The sequence below is a fragment of the Photorhabdus viridis genome, from assembly GCF_040256935.1.
GTDB classification, from domain to species: Bacteria; Pseudomonadota; Gammaproteobacteria; order Enterobacterales; family Enterobacteriaceae; genus Photorhabdus; species Photorhabdus viridis.
This window is the reverse complement of sequence record NZ_JBEJZY010000017.1, coordinates 23,516-39,443: the sequence shown is the minus strand read 5'-3', so window position 1 is coordinate 39,443 and position 15,928 is coordinate 23,516. Positions and strand designations below refer to the sequence as shown.

The 15,928-nt window shown below is 46.7% G+C and carries 19 protein-coding genes; 9 read left to right on the top strand and 10 right to left on the bottom strand.

What is annotated here, in order from left to right; genetic code table 11:
* Positions 1-7 precede the first annotated feature (7 nt).
* The 10 genes from ABR397_RS09150 to sctN form a co-directional block, all read right to left on the bottom strand.
* Positions 8-844 carry a T3SS regulon anti-activator ExsD domain-containing protein gene (locus ABR397_RS09150; RefSeq protein ID WP_350305469.1) on the bottom strand — a complete coding sequence of 279 codons (837 nt, stop codon included), beginning with the start codon at positions 842-844 and terminating at the stop codon, positions 8-10.
* A 114-nt stretch (positions 845-958) separates the two neighbouring features.
* Positions 959-1,777, bottom strand: a complete 819-nt coding sequence (locus ABR397_RS09145; RefSeq protein WP_350305468.1) for a helix-turn-helix transcriptional regulator — start codon at positions 1,775-1,777, stop codon at positions 959-961.
* Positions 1,778-2,624: 847 nt separating this feature from the next.
* Positions 2,625-3,680, bottom strand: coding sequence for a type III secretion system export apparatus subunit SctU (sctU, locus tag ABR397_RS09140; protein WP_350305467.1), 1,056 nt, complete (start codon positions 3,678-3,680; stop codon positions 2,625-2,627).
* Positions 3,677-4,465 (bottom strand): type III secretion system export apparatus subunit SctT, encoded by a 789-nt coding sequence (gene sctT, locus ABR397_RS09135; protein ID WP_350305466.1) that lies wholly within the window; start codon positions 4,463-4,465, stop codon positions 3,677-3,679. The genes sctU and sctT overlap by 4 nt, the downstream gene beginning before the upstream one ends.
* On the bottom strand, positions 4,462-4,728 hold the full coding sequence (sctS, locus tag ABR397_RS09130) for a type III secretion system export apparatus subunit SctS (RefSeq protein WP_021323784.1): 267 nt from the start codon (positions 4,726-4,728) through the stop codon (positions 4,462-4,464). The genes sctT and sctS overlap by 4 nt, the downstream gene beginning before the upstream one ends.
* A 2-nt stretch (positions 4,729-4,730) precedes the next feature.
* On the bottom strand, positions 4,731-5,384 hold the full coding sequence (gene sctR, locus ABR397_RS09125) for a type III secretion system export apparatus subunit SctR (protein ID WP_350305465.1): 654 nt from the start codon (positions 5,382-5,384) through the stop codon (positions 4,731-4,733).
* The gene (gene sctQ, locus ABR397_RS09120) at positions 5,381-6,307 is read right to left on the bottom strand and encodes a type III secretion system cytoplasmic ring protein SctQ (RefSeq protein WP_350305464.1); all 927 of its coding nucleotides are present in this window, start codon (positions 6,305-6,307) and stop codon (positions 5,381-5,383) included. The genes sctR and sctQ overlap by 4 nt, the downstream gene beginning before the upstream one ends.
* Entirely contained in the window at positions 6,304-7,782 is a 1,479-nt protein-coding gene (locus ABR397_RS09115) for a type III secretion system needle length determinant (RefSeq protein ID WP_350305463.1), read from the bottom strand. The genes sctQ and ABR397_RS09115 overlap by 4 nt, the downstream gene beginning before the upstream one ends.
* An 11-nt stretch (positions 7,783-7,793) precedes the next feature.
* Positions 7,794-8,258, bottom strand: a complete 465-nt coding sequence (locus ABR397_RS09110) for a type III secretion protein (protein ID WP_350305462.1) — start codon at positions 8,256-8,258, stop codon at positions 7,794-7,796.
* Positions 8,255-9,580: a type III secretion system ATPase SctN gene (sctN, locus tag ABR397_RS09105; protein ID WP_021323777.1), complete on the bottom strand. Its 1,326-nt coding sequence runs from the start codon at positions 9,578-9,580 to the stop codon at positions 8,255-8,257. The genes ABR397_RS09110 and sctN overlap by 4 nt, the downstream gene beginning before the upstream one ends.
* A 311-nt stretch (positions 9,581-9,891) precedes the next feature.
* Here sctN and sctW point away from each other — a divergent pair, with 311 nt between their 5' ends.
* The 9 genes from sctW to ABR397_RS09060 are packed head-to-tail and all read left to right on the top strand — an operon-like array spanning position 9,892 to position 15,925.
* Positions 9,892-10,764, top strand: a complete 873-nt coding sequence (gene sctW, locus ABR397_RS09100; protein WP_350305461.1) for a type III secretion system gatekeeper subunit SctW — start codon at positions 9,892-9,894, stop codon at positions 10,762-10,764.
* Positions 10,745-11,032, top strand: coding sequence for a TyeA family type III secretion system gatekeeper subunit (locus ABR397_RS09095; protein WP_350305460.1), 288 nt, complete (start codon positions 10,745-10,747; stop codon positions 11,030-11,032). The genes sctW and ABR397_RS09095 overlap by 20 nt, the downstream gene beginning before the upstream one ends.
* Positions 11,029-11,400 carry a type III secretion chaperone SycN gene (gene sycN / locus ABR397_RS09090; RefSeq protein ID WP_021323774.1) on the top strand — a complete coding sequence of 124 codons (372 nt, stop codon included), beginning with the start codon at positions 11,029-11,031 and terminating at the stop codon, positions 11,398-11,400. The genes ABR397_RS09095 and sycN overlap by 4 nt, the downstream gene beginning before the upstream one ends.
* Complete coding sequence (gene sctX, locus ABR397_RS09085; protein ID WP_350305459.1) at positions 11,397-11,762, top strand: YscX family type III secretion system protein SctX; 366 nt, start codon at positions 11,397-11,399, stop codon at positions 11,760-11,762. The genes sycN and sctX overlap by 4 nt, the downstream gene beginning before the upstream one ends.
* 2 nt (positions 11,763-11,764) lie before the next feature.
* The gene (sctY, locus tag ABR397_RS09080; protein WP_350305458.1) at positions 11,765-12,094 is read left to right on the top strand and encodes a type III secretion system chaperone SctY; all 330 of its coding nucleotides are present in this window, start codon (positions 11,765-11,767) and stop codon (positions 12,092-12,094) included.
* Entirely contained in the window at positions 12,091-14,208 is a 2,118-nt protein-coding gene (gene sctV / locus ABR397_RS09075; RefSeq protein ID WP_350305457.1) for a type III secretion system export apparatus subunit SctV, read from the top strand. Before sctY ends, sctV begins: the two co-directional genes overlap by 4 nt.
* Positions 14,205-14,633, top strand: a complete 429-nt coding sequence (locus tag ABR397_RS09070) for an LcrR family type III secretion system chaperone (RefSeq protein ID WP_350305456.1) — start codon at positions 14,205-14,207, stop codon at positions 14,631-14,633. The genes sctV and ABR397_RS09070 overlap by 4 nt, the downstream gene beginning before the upstream one ends.
* A gap of 46 nt (positions 14,634-14,679) precedes the next feature.
* Positions 14,680-14,958 (top strand): LcrG family type III secretion system chaperone, encoded by a 279-nt coding sequence (locus tag ABR397_RS09065; protein WP_350305455.1) that lies wholly within the window; start codon positions 14,680-14,682, stop codon positions 14,956-14,958.
* Positions 14,959-14,968: 10 nt separating this feature from the next.
* Positions 14,969-15,925 (top strand): virulence-associated V antigen, encoded by a 957-nt coding sequence (locus ABR397_RS09060; RefSeq protein WP_350305454.1) that lies wholly within the window; start codon positions 14,969-14,971, stop codon positions 15,923-15,925.
* The last annotated feature ends 3 nt before the right edge of the window (positions 15,926-15,928 follow it).

The following is a 15,928-nucleotide window of genomic DNA, read 5'->3' as shown; positions in this document are numbered from 1 at the left end:
CTAATGATTAGGTCGTCGTCGATTGCCAATAAAAACTGTCCTGTGGCAAGCACAGGACGCGAGAGCAGAGCCATTGTTTCAAGTGGATAGCAGCTTCTGTGTCGTACTTTAAAGTGGTCAACCATGTCCAGCAGGGAGACAGTACTTCAGGAACCGGGGTGAAAACGGTAAGATTGTCATCGGTCTGGAGTGCATCCAGACCGGTAAACCAGTTGGGCCATGCTTCATGGGCCTGGTTTTCCGCTGTCAACAGCAGTTTTTCTAATAGTTGCTTGCGTTGGTTGAGCGCTGTTTGCAAGGATATAACCTCTTGAGAGTGTTGTTCTCGGCATTGAGATGATACGTTTTCAACCTGTTGCCAAAAATGCGCCTTAGCACGCAGTTGCCGTTCTTGAATCTGCAACTGATCAAGTTCGATGAACCAGAGTTCTATTTCTGGTTCTAGCAGGCGGAGCCACCAATCAAATAGTGGCTGTAGTACCCAATGTTGTAAAAGATGCCTGTCGGCTAGGTTAATGTGGTCACCCAGTACCGTGTCCCAGCCACATTCTGATTTTGCCGCCGCTCTGATTAGCTGTTGCAGGTCATTACGTTTCAAAGCTTGCCCACAATTTAGCCGTCTGCGAAACCAAACAGATTTCATTAAGCTTTCCAGAAGATGTCTGGGCAAAAGGCGTTGTAACAGAACAAACTGTTGGTTATTGATAATGTCTCTATTCTGGTACTGAATAGACGGTGATTTTCCGAGCAACTGTTCTCGGCGCGGAATCCCAGACTGCATGACAGAGATCTTGCGGCCGAGAAACATGCTGGTTCGAGTCTGATTATGGTCTTGCTGGCTCATGCTATGCTCATCTTGCTGCTAGTCACTCTTGTCGATTAGATTAGGAATGGCCTTATTTTATCTGTCAGGCCAATGGTTAACTTGTAAAAAACGTCAGATTATTTTAGCCAATCGTTACTCTTTGCCATACCTGGCACGACTGGGAGTACAATCAAAGCGTCTCCGATAGCTTTGAGTAAAGTAGGATTGGCTGGAGAATCCGGCTTCCATTGAGATATCAACAATACTCATCTCGCTATTGAGTAGTAGCTGATGTGCATAAAGAATACGGCGCTCACTGATCCAGGCTCGTGGTGATATGCCGTATACGGAGCGGAATAGCTCCTTGAAAGTGGTTAATCCCATGCCGAATTCTTTAGCAAATTCGCTGAGTTTCCATTCTTTGAGGTAGTGATTTTCCATAAAGCTCTGTAAACGTTCTACCTGGCGGTTGCTCAGTTGTCGTAATACTGACATGAGAAGAATCCCTTGTTCCTCAAAAGACATTAACAATAGCAATTCTTCTGTTCTTAATTGACCCAAAGCTGGGGGGTAATCATGAGCCAATAGATCAACCAGCCCACTAACACTCTGGGATAATAGCGGAGATGAGGTAAATGCAATCAACTCGGGTGTTGGCACATTATGCCGCTCGACTTCGCTGAGCAGAGTACCAAAACGTTGCAGAAAACCGTGGAGGAAAGTGGTACTCAGGGGTAACCAAAGTAGCTTACAGGTATCACTACGCGTTTTTGCTGCGTAACTGCCACGACGAACAAAAAGCAGTTCGTTATGAGAGATATCGTAGGTATTGGTGCTGTCCTGCCATGTCATTTCACCTTCGAGCAGGATATATATCCCTTCCTGATGATGTTCTATAACGTTGAAGGCAGGCATGCTACTCTGGAATAGAGTGATATCCATTCCCTTCCCTGATGTTGTGATGCCGTTCATTTTATTGTCCTGGATCTATTGGTGTTGTCTTAAAAAAATATAAATTACGTTATTCTTATTGATATTAAATATATGTTTTCTTTGGTTTTACTACCTGCAATAGACAGGAAGAATAGTTTTATGTGTTTAACGGGATAGCGAGTTATAAGGCTTTTTAATTAAAACGGTTTTTCTTCTGGTAGCATATTAATGCTCTCGATCTGAATAATAGTATTATTCTCACATTTTATAAATGACAGATGAAAAGCGATCAATTCTTTTTACATAGTAAAGATTGCCTGTAGATTCCTCATGCTGAATCATAAGTTGGGCTTTTTATTTTGTCTCAATTATTATTTTTCTCCTTTTTATTCAGATAATGTATGGATGATTCAAAATACGTCAATTATTGTCATGGTCATCTGAGAATTAATTGATTAAAAGGCGCAGAAGTCAGTGTGCAACAAGATCTAATAGCTCAAATAACCCTCGCATACTTGCATAATAGTAGATCACTTGATAAGAAATTCAAATCTAGTTTGAACGATTTTATCAATCGATAAAAAGAATCAATCTAACTGAATTGGATTGTTTATTATAATATCGTTTAAGGAACACTGAGCTATCAGTAGTCATCTTTATTTATCTTAAATTTGTTATAATTATGTGGTTTGGTCGCAATGAATTAAGAAGTGAACCTGAGTCGAGTTTTTATCAAGTTACTTCGGAAAGGGGGTTCAGTGCGTTATAAACTGAATAAATTTTAAATACTGAGCTGCTGGGAATGATCGACACATAGCGAACATTGACTTACAGCGCGGTCAATATAGTGCATTTTACATCTCAAAAAGCGCTATTTGAGGGTAGATTACGGCTCAGGAGAGCGATCTTGCCACTGTTCCAGCCAGCGTAAAACTTCTGCGGTGGCTTGAATGAGATCAGCGGGGATATAGTTATCGATGAGGCCATCCTGATAAAGTGCCCGTGCGAGAGGGATTCGCTGTAATACTGGAATACCTTCCTCTTCGGCGATACGCCGGACTTGCAGGGCCTGCGCATCAGTAAACTTGAGCGTAATAAGAGGTAAAGGTGTCTCTCCTTTCTTGTAGCGGATACCGACGGCAATGTGAGTTGGGTTGGCGACGATCACTGATGAATTCTTGACGCTGGCGCGCATATTGCTTGATTGTAATTCTTGGTGAAATTGGCGCCGCTTGCTTTTGATCTCCGGGCTGCCTTCACTCTCTTTATATTCGCGCTTGATCTCGTCTTTGCTCATTCTGAGCTGCTTGATATGTTGGTAGTGCTCGAAGGCATAATCGGCAATAGAAATCACGATAAACCCGATACCACATACGGTCATTAGATGGGTCAACATCATACCGAGCACAGGGATAATACATCTTGTCCCACACTCCGGCAGGTACAGTAGCGCCTGTAGATTACCTTCCAGGGTAACCCAGACTAGGATACAGAGCAGTGTCACTTTGAGTATTGATTTGACGAATTCCATCAGGCTCTTGATAGAGAAGATTCTTTTGGCCCCTTCAACAGGGTTGATCTTTTTGATATCAGGTTTGATGGAATTCCCACTCAACAGGAAGCCGTATTGGGCAAGGTGTGATGCTAATGATAGCAAAGCGGAAACGCTCAAAATTGGCAGGCAGAGGTAAACCAGTTCCTGCATCAGGTTTTCAACGACATGATTGAAAGCTTGAGGAAAGGGTTTCTCCAGCAGACTGGCCGGAATTAGCATCAGTTTACTCAGATGTTCCAAATAGTATTCGGACATGACCATTATCATGCCGATCAGCCCCAGGATTAAGGAGGTCGATACTACTTCGTTGCTTTTGGTTACCTGGCCCTTCTTACGGGCATCTCTGAGTTTCTTGGGAGTAGGCTGTTCAGTTTTTTCTCCACTCATGGCGCCTCCAGGACAGGAATTAACATGCGCACAGGAGAGAGCGTTAACAACACCTTATCATAAGCATGATGCATCAGTAATCGGATATAGAGAACCAATAACAGACTGGCAATGGCGCTCTTGATTGGCATCGCCAATACGAAAACATTGAGAGACGGGGCGAAACGGCTAATCAGTGCCAGCCCAAACTCTGCAAGAAACATGGCAATTAATAAAGGGGCAGCCATCAGGGCGCAAAGTTGCAGCAGATAGCTGAACTGGCCGTAGAAAAAACTGATCCACTGGCTGGTAATGTGGGGAAAAAACTGAGCTACCGGCCAACTGTTGTAACTCTGAAATAGGGCGCCAAGCAGACTAAGAAAAGCGCCGCCGGAGAAGAAAAGCGTAATCAAAGTTTGAGTCAATAGCAGACCTGTAGGTGAAGTTTGGCTTCCCAGAGATGGGTTAAGTACCGAAGCCATGGTTGCTCCCCGTTGGTTATCTATAATAAAGCCGGTGGCTTCCATGGCCCAAAATGGAATGGAAGCGATAAAGCCGATTAGCATACCAAGCAAGACTTCCTTACCGAGCAACAGCGTCAATTCCAAGCTACCAAATGCCGGCAGGGCGGTATCTGCTACTGTTGGATAAGCATAGAGGGCCAGTGAACAAGCCACACCGTTGCGAATCATTCCACCACCCAGCATCTGTTTGCTGAGTACAGGAAATATCACAAAACAGCTCATAATGCGGGGTAACAGCAGGGTGTAAGCAAGGATTTGTTGCTGGAGCTCTGGTAGGGTCATTTGATTAGTGGCACCTTGAGAAAGGCCATGTTGGCGAAGCTGTAGAGCTCGTTGCCAAGCCAGGTAGCCGTGGCGAACAAGGTAATAATGACCGCAATTAATTTAATGACAAAACCCAGAGTTTGTTCTTGTATTTGGGTGAGTGCCTGGATCAATGAAACCAGTGTTCCCACTGCGGCAGCCATTAATACCGGTGGCAGGGAAAGAATTAATACCAGCCAGAGAGATTGGCTGGTGAAGTGCAGAATATCAGCATTACTCATATTCAGGCTCCATAACTGGTGACAAGGCCGTGTGTCAGGCGTGTCCAGCCATCAAGCAGGACAAATAGCAGCAACTTGAAGGGAAGAGAGATGGTCATGGGGGAAACCATCATCATCCCCATAGCGAGCAGAATATTAGAAATAATCAGATCGATTGCAATGAACGGCAGATAAAGAAGAAACCCAATTTCAAATGCGCGGGTTAATTCACTGACTGTAAAGGCTGGCAGCAGGATTAGCAGGCTATCTGGTTCCAACCGGTCAGCATATCGGCTTGGCCAAATCTGTCGGGTGCTATCAATAAAGAAGGTGCGCTCACTGGGTTTAATATGTTGTTTAAGAAAGTTCCGGTAAGGTGTTATTCCTTCTTCCATAAATTTTTCTACCGATTCTGAGTTGCTGAATGAAACCTCATTCTGGCGCAGATAATCTTGAGTAGCGAAACCCACCGGGGCCATGACATAGATAGTGAGGATAATTGCCAATCCATACATAGCCATATTGGGGGGAATTTGTTGTACACCCAGGGCATTACGTAGCAAAGAAAATACCACTGCCAGTTTGAGAAAAGAGGTGGCCATGACGGCAATAAAGGGGAGCAGAGCCAATAAGGCTAGCCCGATGATAAGATCCAACTCGTTTGGTAGTTGAATCATGGTTGTTTCTCCGTAAAGAGATGTTCAACCCTTACACCCAAACGTCCCTGAATATCCACTAACCGCCCTGAACCGAGGCATTTCTGATTGACGAGAATACGTACCTCACCGTCTGGCGGAACACCAAGATCGAGTAATGAACCGGGTTGCAGACTGGTAAGCGTATGTAAATCCAAGGTCTGACGACCAACTTCGAAACTGACATGAACTTCTAGGCTGTTTAAGTCCGTTACCGGCGTACTGTCAGGAGTGTCAGGAGAGAGAGTGTGCATAGTGATTAACTCCAGTTTATGTTCATGGTATTTAAAGTAGGCCCAAGGTCGCCCTTCCAGATGGGCTAACAGAGGGGCATCTGGCTGTTGCTGTGGGGGCAGTAGCAGTACATCCCCTGGTTCCAGGGTATGAAACTCGTCTAAAGTCAGGCTTATTGTCCCCCATTGCAGAGACAGTTGTAGTGGAATGGGCAAGTACTCGCTTGGTTGGCGTTTTGGCAATATGGCAAGTAAGGGCGAGGGTTCTGGTAACCAGAGTGGTAATGTGGCGCCTGGCCGCTCAAGGCGTAGTAATAAGCAGGTTGATAAAGAGAGTTCTGACGTGGTTTGCAGTGCGGACCATGACAGATCTGGTAGTGCTTTGCTTTGATATTCCATCAGTGCCAGCAGCAGATCCTGAGGGAGTGAAGCCAGATCTGCCCGTTGTAGATCGGGGGCGAGCCACAGAGCCAGCTCGGTTGCATGGCAGTAAAAAGAGAAAGTATGTCCCTTCCAGTGGGCGATCAGGACTTTGTCCAGCGTTCGGGGAGGAGAAACGATATTCAGAGTGAGATGACCATCAGCCCAGTTAAATTGTTGCTGATGACGGCTCAGGGTTTGACGCAGAGTCAATTCTTCCAATGAGACTTTGGGTAAGGTCAGGCTATTCATGCATCATTTTTCCATTCTTCATATACGCTGCGACTCTGGCGTGATCCGTGCTCGCTATCCGCTTGAGACGGGAGAGAGAGTTCGACGGTTTGTGTTGGATAAAGGAGCTGTAGACGTTCAAGCAACTCAAAGCGTGCCTGCTTCAGTTGTTGTTGGGCTGCCGGGCTTGCCAAAATCTCTATTTGAAGTTTGCCATTCTCATTGGTTAGTTGAATCTCAAGAGCACCCAGATTAGGGAGTGTCAGATGTAATGTTGGCGGACGTTGCTGCCGTGTTAGTTCGATACTGATCTCCACACTCAATTTATCGACCAGCGCCTCCAGAAGTGGGGAAATAGTTGAGGTTGCTTGCATTGTAGCGAGTATGCGCTCGCCTGGGAGGAGCTGTGTTTGTGGAAAGAAGGGCATTTTCCCGTCTGATTCACCAGGATAGGAGGACTGAATGTCAGATTCTTTTGGCTTTGATGCCAATAAATGGTACGTCTCGATTTCAGTAAGGATCTTTTTTTCCGTGATGCAGATTTCATTAGCATTAGGAACAGGAAGAGCCAGACCTGCCTGCTGGCGGGAAAGTATGTCTTGCTCTTGTGTATTTAGCTGAGATCTGGATATGCCGGGCATTGTTTGCGCCACTGCATAATATACTGGTTCATCGTTTGCATCTTTCCGTGCAGGAATAGCTGCTGTGTCAGGATAGACCGCAACAGAGGACATGATATCAACCGGTTTTAGGTCAGCAGATAGCGTGTTCAGAGCGGGTTGGTTCGTCAGGATACCGGGTGTTGACAGAGACTCTTTTATCTCGATAGCGATCTCATTGAGACGATCAACAGAGGCCAATAAGCTTTTCTTCTGATTTTGAGGTTGTGCGGGTACATATTGGCCTGGTAATGGATGAGGGATGACCTGTTGTGTGTCTGTCTGGGATGCGAATATGTCAGGCGTTTCCTGAGTTACTAAAAGGGATATTGGTTTGTTGTGTATGTCTTTATGCGCAGAGATAATTGCTGTGTCTGGATGAGGCACAACCGCAGGTGTCATATTGGCTGGCTCAAGATTGGGAGCGTGCACTGGGAGGTCAGATGCTGCCAGAGAGTTTGCCCGTATATCAGGTTCTTGGGACTCTTTTTCTTGCTCCAGATTAGCTTGGTTCTCTTCTCTCCTATGTGAAAAAGAAGAGGGGTTATGGTATGGCAGTGGTAAGGTGTGTTTGTGCGGGTCATCAGTTGCATGGTGCGTGGAGGCGAATGGAGGAAGTTCCTCATTTGCGTCATGCGTGAAATGTAGATCCGCTGTTGCGCTGTTTGTGGCCGGGTCGGTTAATAGTTGGTCTGCCCGTTTTGTTGTTGACTGACGTGTATTGTTGGTATGAGTGGCGATAGCCTGCTCGAAACGGCGCTGCAAATCTGTGTCTGCCGTTGTGGGGGACGTTGGTAGGGAGGGGACACCTTTGCCGATAGCTGTCAGTGGGTTCATGCTTTTCTGTTTTACACCCTTTCTTGTTGGCGATGGAACTCTTCTTGTTCCCGCTCTTCCTGGCATTCGTTTTGGACACGGATCGCCTCTTGTTCCTGGCGACCCAATTCGTTAAATTTTTCCTGCTGCTGACGTGCGTGGTGCAGTACACGTTGGCATTCTTGTAGTTGACGCAGTTCCAGTTCCACTTTTTCGGCCATTTCAGCAACTTCCTTTTCCAACTGAGCTTCATTTTCGCGTAACAGGGCAACTTGCTGTTGCCAGCGTTCAAGACCTTTGCGGTCAATGGGTTGGCCTTGACACAGTTTAAAAAGACGTTGCTCTTCTGCTATTCGCCATTGACAGTAATCTTGCGAGGCTTGCAAAGCCTGTTTATGGTGTTGACGTGTCGTTTGAAGTTTCATTTGTTGCAGGGAAAAATGTCGTTCAGCGCGTTCAACACGTAGTGCTTTTATACGTTGTAAACGGTTAATCATTGTTTCGTTATCTGCTGCAAGAGTGCTAAAGTTTGCGGCAAATCACTTGTTTCATGAGTGCCTTGGCGCAACCAACTACGTATTGCTTCAATGTGTGCAATGGCATTGTCGGCAACGGGATCTTGCCCCTTTTTGTATTCTCCGATCTGCAACAAAAGCTCAACTTCTTCATATTTAGCCAGCCAATGACGTAACAAACCCGCCTGAGCCTGGTGTTCAGGAGTGATAATCTGGTTCATCACCCTGCTGGCGGAACGTAACACATCAATAGCTGGATAATGGTTAGCCGCAGCCAGCTTGCGTGACAAAATAATGTGACCATCAAGGATCGAGCGGGTTTCATCCGCTACGGGTTCTGTCATGTCATCCCCTTCCACTAATACAGTGTAAAGGGCAGTAATTGATCCTTTGTCAGATTGACCCGCACGTTCCATTAATCGTGGTAATGCCGCGAAGACTGACGGTGGGTAACCTCGTCGGGTTGGCGGTTCGCCGGCAGCCAGACCTATTTCTCGTTGCGCGCGGGCGAAACGGGTCACGGAATCCATCAGCAGGAGTACACGTTTGCCTTGATCACGGAAGTACTCAGCGATTGAGGTCGCGACAAATCCTGCCTTAGCCCTCTCCATCGCTGGACGATCTGAGGTAGCGACTACCAGCACTGAACGTTTCAGTCCTTCTTCGCCCAGATCCGATTCGATAAATTCCCGCACTTCGCGGCCACGTTCACCGATGAGCGCTAGCACAGTAACATCAACTTCGGCGTTACGAATCAACGTAGATAACAGCGTACTTTTGCCACCGCCCGCAGCGGCAAAAATTCCCATACGCTGACCTTCACCACAGGTTAGCAAGCCGTCAATAGCCCGCACGCCGAGTGAGAGCGGGTGCTCAATCCGTTTACGACTCATGGGCGCCGGAGCATCCCGATAAACCGGATACAAAGCTTGTGGTTCCGGCAACTGTCCGCCGGAAAATGGATTACCCAGTCCGTCAAGGATTTGTCCTAACAGGTAATCACCTACGCCAACCTGATGCATGGCTCCGGTTGGGCTTACTTCAGTATTTGAAGAAATGCCAAACATTTCGCCAAGTGGTGTCAATAGGGCTTGATGTTGTTGGAACCCAATCACCTCTGCTAGGAGGGATAGCGTATTGTCAGGATTGCGTAAATGGCAAAGCTCACCTATCCGCACTCCGGGGATGACAGCCTTAAGTAATGTACCCGTGACTTGAGTAACCCTGCCGCGAATCTGAATTAGTCGACATTCATTAATAGCGTGGCTCATTTGGCCGGGAATATGGTCAAGGGAAAGCTTCATGATCGTTTATATAACCTCTGCTGCAAGTACTATAAAGAAGGGAAAGGGGAAGAGATTGCAACCTGAGTCGGGAGTTTTTAGAAAATGGTTGGAGTTTGCGTAGCTATTCCCAACTTTGAGCCGTGAAGCTTCCCGGTTCACATGCTTGATGCATCTTACATCAGCTTCAGTGGGCAGATAACGATGAATTCTGTCCTTGGCGATAGTTTACGGCGGGTTTTGCTAAAAATTCGCGGCTGATTTTGGCATAGGCGCCGGGACGGTACCTTTATAATTTGTCCATTATTAACTCTGATATGACAGGATAGGCTATGGATATTATCCAGAATCATCTCCATTCGGTAACTTTGTCAGAACCTGATGCCGGGATTACAGCACAACAGGAGCAGGCTAGGGTCGGTCAGTTTCAGGGAGAGAAAGTGGTACTGGTTACTGCATCCCAGTCTTTTGCTGACGCGGCCGAAGAGCTTACTTTTGCATTTTCGGAACGCAAGGATATGCCGCTCTCCAGACGTAAAGTTAGCGATGGACATGCCAGGGTGAGGGAAATTGAGGCGTTGGTGGGTGAATACTTGCAGAAAGTGCCGGATCTGGAGCGTCAACAAAAGGTTAAAGCGTTGATCTCTCATTTAAATAGCAGCCAACTAACTAATATTGCTCAGTTGCAGGCTTATCTGGAAAGTTTCTCTGGAGAAGTGAGTGAGCAATTCTATGCGCTGAGTCAGGCCCGTGATGCGTTGGCAGGCAGGCCAGAGGCACGTGCCATATTGACATTGGTTGAACAGGAGTTGTCACGTTTAGCGCAAGAGCAAGGTATTGCTATCGAGTTAGGCGCCCGCATTACTCCTGATGCCACGGCAGCAGCCGGAGATGGAGTTGGTAGTTTGCAGGCATTGCGTAACATCTATCGTGATGCCGTTATGGATTATCAAGGGCTGTCAGCGGCCTGGCGAGATATCCAGGCCAATTTCAAGAGCAGCTCCCTGATGGAAGTGACAGGATTCATCATGAAAGCCCTGAGCGCTGATCTAGACAGCCAACCGCGACAACTTGATCCTATTAAGCTGGAACGTGTGATGAGTGACATGCATAAGCTTCGTCTGCTTAACAGCTTGTCGGTTCAGGTTGAGCAGTTATGGCAAAGCGTGGTAAAGGGGGAAAATCATGGCATACGGGCCTTCTGACCTTATGGGTGATGTCGTTTCTCTGCTTGAGAAGCGCTGGGCCAATGTGCGGGATGTTGAAATGCTCGGTCATGCTTTGGAATTGCAGAACAGCCAAACTCAAATTCATTTTTACCGGGAGTTGAAGCGATTGATTCGATTGATTCCGGTGGAAGTGTTCAGTGATGAAGAGCAGCGGCAAAACCTGCTTAATTCTTGTCAACTGGCGCTTGATACAGCAATTGAAAGGGAAGAAGACGAATTGTGGTCAGGAGAGGGAGCATCATGAACTGGATAGAGCCACAATTGCTCCAGTTTTGTCAGGATTTGGGTATGGAGATGTCTGATGCTTCCAGTCCCTTGATCCAAATCGATTTTGAATATTCTGGCACGTTACAGATTGAGCGCTATGGTGGATCATTAACGCTTTGGCTAGCCCGTGAAATTCCCTGGCATCAGGGGAGAGACGCGATGGTTAAGGCGATGTTACTCACCTTTAGCGGTCAAGGGCCAGAACTGCCCTTGCGTTGTGGCTGGCTGGGGGAAGATCGCTTGTTGTTGTTTGTGACATTAGATGAACGGCATATAACGTTGCCTTTGTTGCATCAGGCATTTCGCTCCTTGCTAAGAGTACAGCGTGAGGTGCTCGCTTCGTGAGTAGAATTGCTTCCGCCCATATAGGAATTGAGCAACTGACGGCGATCAGCCGGGAAGAGATAGAGATTGGTTTGCCTGATCGCTATGCGTTATTGCCCGATGGTCAATCCGTTGAGACTCACTCTGCACGTCTTTATCCTGCCAATAAAGCTGATCAGGCTTTGTTGGCCTTTGCCTGCCCACAAGATGGGTTTCACTCTCTGTTACGTCCCCATGACTTCCGTCAGGCTGTCAGTAGCTTGCGTGCAACTTTGCAACAAGGTGATGACATCAGGGTACAGCATGCTGTCTCTCTGCTGGAAAAGATGAATCAAGATGAACAGTTGTTGCAGATGGCTCTGCACCTGTTGCACAAGGTATAACCATGACTCTTAGTTCTAAACAGCAAAGTGCTTTGCTGCTGCTCGGCTGGCTTCAACTCCAGTACGGTCACCCTGACCGAGCCCGTATTTTATTGGATGCATTGCTGGCTTTGCATCCTGAACATCAGGAAGGACGCCGTGCTTTGGTGGTTTCATTACTTAAACTGCAACAAGGGAGCGTGGCGAAAGAACATTGCGCTCTCTTACGGGATCAGGGCGAGCAGAGTGAGGCTCTTTGGCTTTGTGTCAGCCGCGCTTGTCAACAGGAAGGGAACCTGAAAGAAGCACGTAGTGCTTATCAGAGTTATCTCTCTCAAGGGACCGAACTATGAATCGCGGGCTTGAGTTATTAAGCCGGATCGGCGAGCGCAAAGATATTATGCTGGCAATCTTATTGCTGGCAGTTGTCTTCATGATGATTTTGCCACTTCCTCCTTTCCTGCTGGACATTCTGATCGCCATTAATATAACCATCTCTGTCGTACTAATGATGATGGCGGTTTATATAAACTCCCCCTTGCAGTTTTCTGCCTTCCCTGCGGTATTGCTGGTGACGACCCTGTTTCGTCTGGCGCTTTCAATCAGTACCACCCGGATGATCCTCTTGCAGGCTGACGCTGGGAAGATTGTTTATACCTTTGGTAATTTTGTGGTTGGTGGAAACCTGATCGTGGGGATAGTGATCTTTTTGATCATTACCATCGTACAATTTATCGTCATTACCAAAGGTTCCGAGCGTGTGGCTGAGGTTAGCGCGCGTTTTTCCCTCGATGCCATGCCTGGTAAGCAGATGAGCATTGATGGAGATATGCGTGCGGGAGTTATCGACGTCAATGAGGCCAGGGAGAGGCGTAGCATTATCGAGAAAGAGAGCCAGATGTTTGGTTCAATGGATGGCGCGATGAAATTTGTTAAGGGTGATGCTATTGCCAGTCTCCTTATCATCTTTGTCAACATCCTGGGCGGAATAACCATAGGCGTTACTCAGAAGGGAATGTCAGCGTCTGATGCATTGCAGCTCTACGCCATTTTGACCGTGGGTGATGGCATGGTTTCTCAGGTACCGGCTCTGCTGATTGCCATCACGGCAGGTATCATTGTTACCCGGGTTTCGTCGGAAGATTCCTCAGATTTGGGTAATGAGATTGGCGAACAGGTCATTGCTCAACCAAAGGCGCTACTGATTGGTGGTTTTTTATTGGTGTTGTTTGGTCTTATTCCCGGGTTCCCGACATTAATCTTTTTTATGCTTGCGCTGGTGGTGACTGGTGGGGGTTATTTCCTGCTCCAGCGTCAGCGGCAAGCCAATGTTAGTCAGCAAGCTGATCTTCCCAGCCTGTTAGCTCAAGGAGCGGGTGCCCCGGCAGCCAAATCTAAGCCTAAGGTTGGCAGTAAAGCTAAAGGCGGGAAGCTCGGTGAGAAAGAAGAATTCGCGATGACGGTTCCTTTACTTATTGATGTGGATGCCGGATTACAGGCTGAGTTGGAAGCCATTTCGCTTAACGATGAATTAATACGGGTACGACGTGCCCTCTATTTAGACTTGGGAGTACCCTTTCCAGGTATCCACTTACGCTTTAATGAGGGTATGAAGCAGGGAGAGTACTTGATCCAGCTACAAGAAGTACCCGTCGCCCGTGGTCGGCTGCGTTCAGAACATCTGCTGGTACAGGAACCAGTTAGTCAGTTGGAATTGTTGGCTATCCCTTATGAGGAAGGCGAGCCACTGTTACCTAATCAGCCTACTTTGTGGGTGGCTGAAGTACATCAGGAACGTTTAACTAAGTCTGGAATGGCGGTTTTGTCGATGTCTCAGGTGATCACCTGGCATTTGTCACATGTGTTGCGGGAGTATGCCGAAGATTTTATTGGTGTGCAGGAAACCCGTTATCTTCTGGAGCAGATGGAGGGCAGCTATGGCGAGTTGGTCAAGGAGGCCATGCGCATCATCCCATTGCAACGGATGACTGAGATATTGCAACGGCTGGTGGGAGAAGATATCTCTATTCGCAATACACGTGCGATTCTTGAAGCCATGGTGGTATGGGGGCAAAAGGAGAAAGATGTGGTGCAGTTGACGGAATATATTCGCAGTAGCCTCAAGCGTTATATCTGTTACAAGTATGCTAACGGCAATAACATCCTGCCCGCTTATCTGTTGGATCAGCAAGTCGAGGAGCAGATTCGGGGAGGTATTCGCCAGACGAGCGCAGGGAGTTATTTGGCGCTGGACCCGGCGGTGACGCAAAGTTTCCTTGAACAGATGAAAAAAACGGTGGGTGATTTAACGCAGATGCAGAATAAGCCGGTGTTGATCGTATCAATGGATATTCGCCGCTATGTGCGCAAGTTAATTGAAGGTGATCACCACGGTTTGCCAGTGCTCTCGTATCAGGAGTTGACTCAACAGATTAATATCCAACCTCTCGGTAGGGTTTGTCTATGAATTATGACCCGCTTACGTCTTGGTTTGAGGATCGTGGTTATTCGGTGCAGCCTCACTGTATGGGGAATAGTCCAATTCCTCTTGGCTGGCGTGTGTGGAGTGAAGGCTGTGAAATTGCCTGGCGCTATGATGCACCGCGAGTTTGGATTGTCATGTTACGTCGTACCCGGCAGCGCCGGGGACTTGCTAATCCATTTGCTCCCCTTTATCTGTTGGCAACAGCCGCTATAGAAGTGCTTGGATCGGGTAGTCGGCTTTATGGTCAAGTTAATACTCTGGCTGATTCACCCCTTAATGATGAACGTCTGGCCCGATTCTACTACCGCTGGACAGGCGCGAGCGAGGTGGCGCCTGGCTGGTTCGAGTTAGAAGCCAGTCGTGTTATCTCGTTACATCAGATGAGAAAACAACAAAAAAAAGTCTAACTCTGACAGGAAGAATCAATATCTGCCTTTATTATAGGAGTCACTGATGCAAGAGGAACCCAATGCCAAAGTACTGCAAGCAGCTGAAGAAGCCATTAAGGACAGTGATCACAGACTGCAATTGTTACAGGAGATGTGGCAGTCTCTTGGTATCAACCCAAATGTAGGTACAGCGCTGTTTGGTCATGCTGATACTTTTTTGGTTCAGGATGCCGAGCAGGAACTGCTGACAGAAGTTAATCGCTTACGAAGCAGTCATTCTCACTCTTTGGAAGAGGGAAAGCGTCTCCGTCGGCCACCTCGTATGCGTGGCATTATTGTATAAGGATTTAAAGATGGAAATTAGGCCATATCAAAATGATCCACAGCTTTTCTTAGCAGATCTGGAGAAGGTTTCTCTGCAAGAATTACAAGGTTCCGGATCTTCAGAGCTTGATAAATTAGTTGGGCTTATTAGTAAAAATAAGATCAAGATTGAAGCAAAATATGATCCGGCTATGGATACGGTAAAGTTTGATACAAAGACTATTACTGACGATGAAGAGCTCCTGAAAAAAGTGATTGCCTATTTCCTGCCAGCAGATGCGGTTGTTAAGGGTGGTCACTTCGATAGCCAAATAAAGAATGGAATCGAGAATCTTAAATCCTTCTTGAATAACCCGACATTAAAAAAAGACTGGACATTAAGGGATTTCCTAGCTGCGGTTCATTTTAATTTAACGCCGGATCGTCTTGATGATGATGTCACTGAAGTCTTTATCTCTGTCATGCTAGGTCATGATAAAAAACGACTTGAGTTGCGTGATGAATTGGCAGCATTGACCGCAGAGCTAAAGGTTTACAGTGTTATTCAGTCGGAGATTAATGCGAAATTAGCAGTTAATGGGACTCTCTCTATTAATGATAGTAAATCTTTCGATCTGCTGAAACATGAGAAGTATGGTTTTAGTGATAAGGCCACTTTTGAGAAAAGTGCTGAATATAAGTTGCTAATCAATACATCTAAAGGATCACCAGACCTCTCCATTAAGGACTTTTTAGAAAGCTCCAACAAGCAAAGTGGGGCTATGAGTGGTCTGGCGACCTCGTATGAATATAATAAGGATAATAACAAACTGGCCAACTTTTCTACTTCGGTCAATGATCGCGTAAATCCACTAAACAATACTGTCCAGGAAAAAACCACGCGTTTAAATGATGTTAGTTCTCGTTACAACGCTGCTATTGAAGCGTTAAACCGTTTTATCCAGAAATACGACAGCATTATGCGTAATATTCTCGGCGCAATTTAAGGA

Coding starts and splice junctions, on each gene's coding strand:
- ABR397_RS09150 (WP_350305469.1), bottom strand. CDS start 844: ATGAGCCAGCAAGACCATAATCAGACTCGAACCAGCATGTTTCTCGGC.
- ABR397_RS09145 (WP_350305468.1), bottom strand. CDS start 1,777: ATGAACGGCATCACAACATCAGGGAAGGGAATGGATATCACTCTATTC.
- sctU (WP_350305467.1), bottom strand. CDS start 3,680: ATGAGTGGAGAAAAAACTGAACAGCCTACTCCCAAGAAACTCAGAGAT.
- sctT (WP_350305466.1), bottom strand. CDS start 4,465: ATGACCCTACCAGAGCTCCAGCAACAAATCCTTGCTTACACCCTGCTG.
- sctS (WP_021323784.1), bottom strand. CDS start 4,728: ATGAGTAATGCTGATATTCTGCACTTCACCAGCCAATCTCTCTGGCTG.
- sctR (WP_350305465.1), bottom strand. CDS start 5,384: ATGATTCAACTACCAAACGAGTTGGATCTTATCATCGGGCTAGCCTTA.
- sctQ (WP_350305464.1), bottom strand. CDS start 6,307: ATGAATAGCCTGACCTTACCCAAAGTCTCATTGGAAGAATTGACTCTG.
- ABR397_RS09115 (WP_350305463.1), bottom strand. CDS start 7,782: ATGAACCCACTGACAGCTATCGGCAAAGGTGTCCCCTCCCTACCAACG.
- ABR397_RS09110 (WP_350305462.1), bottom strand. CDS start 8,258: ATGATTAACCGTTTACAACGTATAAAAGCACTACGTGTTGAACGCGCT.
- sctN (WP_021323777.1), bottom strand. CDS start 9,580: ATGAAGCTTTCCCTTGACCATATTCCCGGCCAAATGAGCCACGCTATT.
- sctW (WP_350305461.1), top strand. CDS start 9,892: ATGGATATTATCCAGAATCATCTCCATTCGGTAACTTTGTCAGAACCT.
- ABR397_RS09095 (WP_350305460.1), top strand. CDS start 10,745: ATGGCATACGGGCCTTCTGACCTTATGGGTGATGTCGTTTCTCTGCTT.
- sycN (WP_021323774.1), top strand. CDS start 11,029: ATGAACTGGATAGAGCCACAATTGCTCCAGTTTTGTCAGGATTTGGGT.
- sctY (WP_350305458.1), top strand. CDS start 11,765: ATGACTCTTAGTTCTAAACAGCAAAGTGCTTTGCTGCTGCTCGGCTGG.
- sctV (WP_350305457.1), top strand. CDS start 12,091: ATGAATCGCGGGCTTGAGTTATTAAGCCGGATCGGCGAGCGCAAAGAT.
- ABR397_RS09070 (WP_350305456.1), top strand. CDS start 14,205: ATGAATTATGACCCGCTTACGTCTTGGTTTGAGGATCGTGGTTATTCG.
- ABR397_RS09065 (WP_350305455.1), top strand. CDS start 14,680: ATGCAAGAGGAACCCAATGCCAAAGTACTGCAAGCAGCTGAAGAAGCC.
- ABR397_RS09060 (WP_350305454.1), top strand. CDS start 14,969: ATGGAAATTAGGCCATATCAAAATGATCCACAGCTTTTCTTAGCAGAT.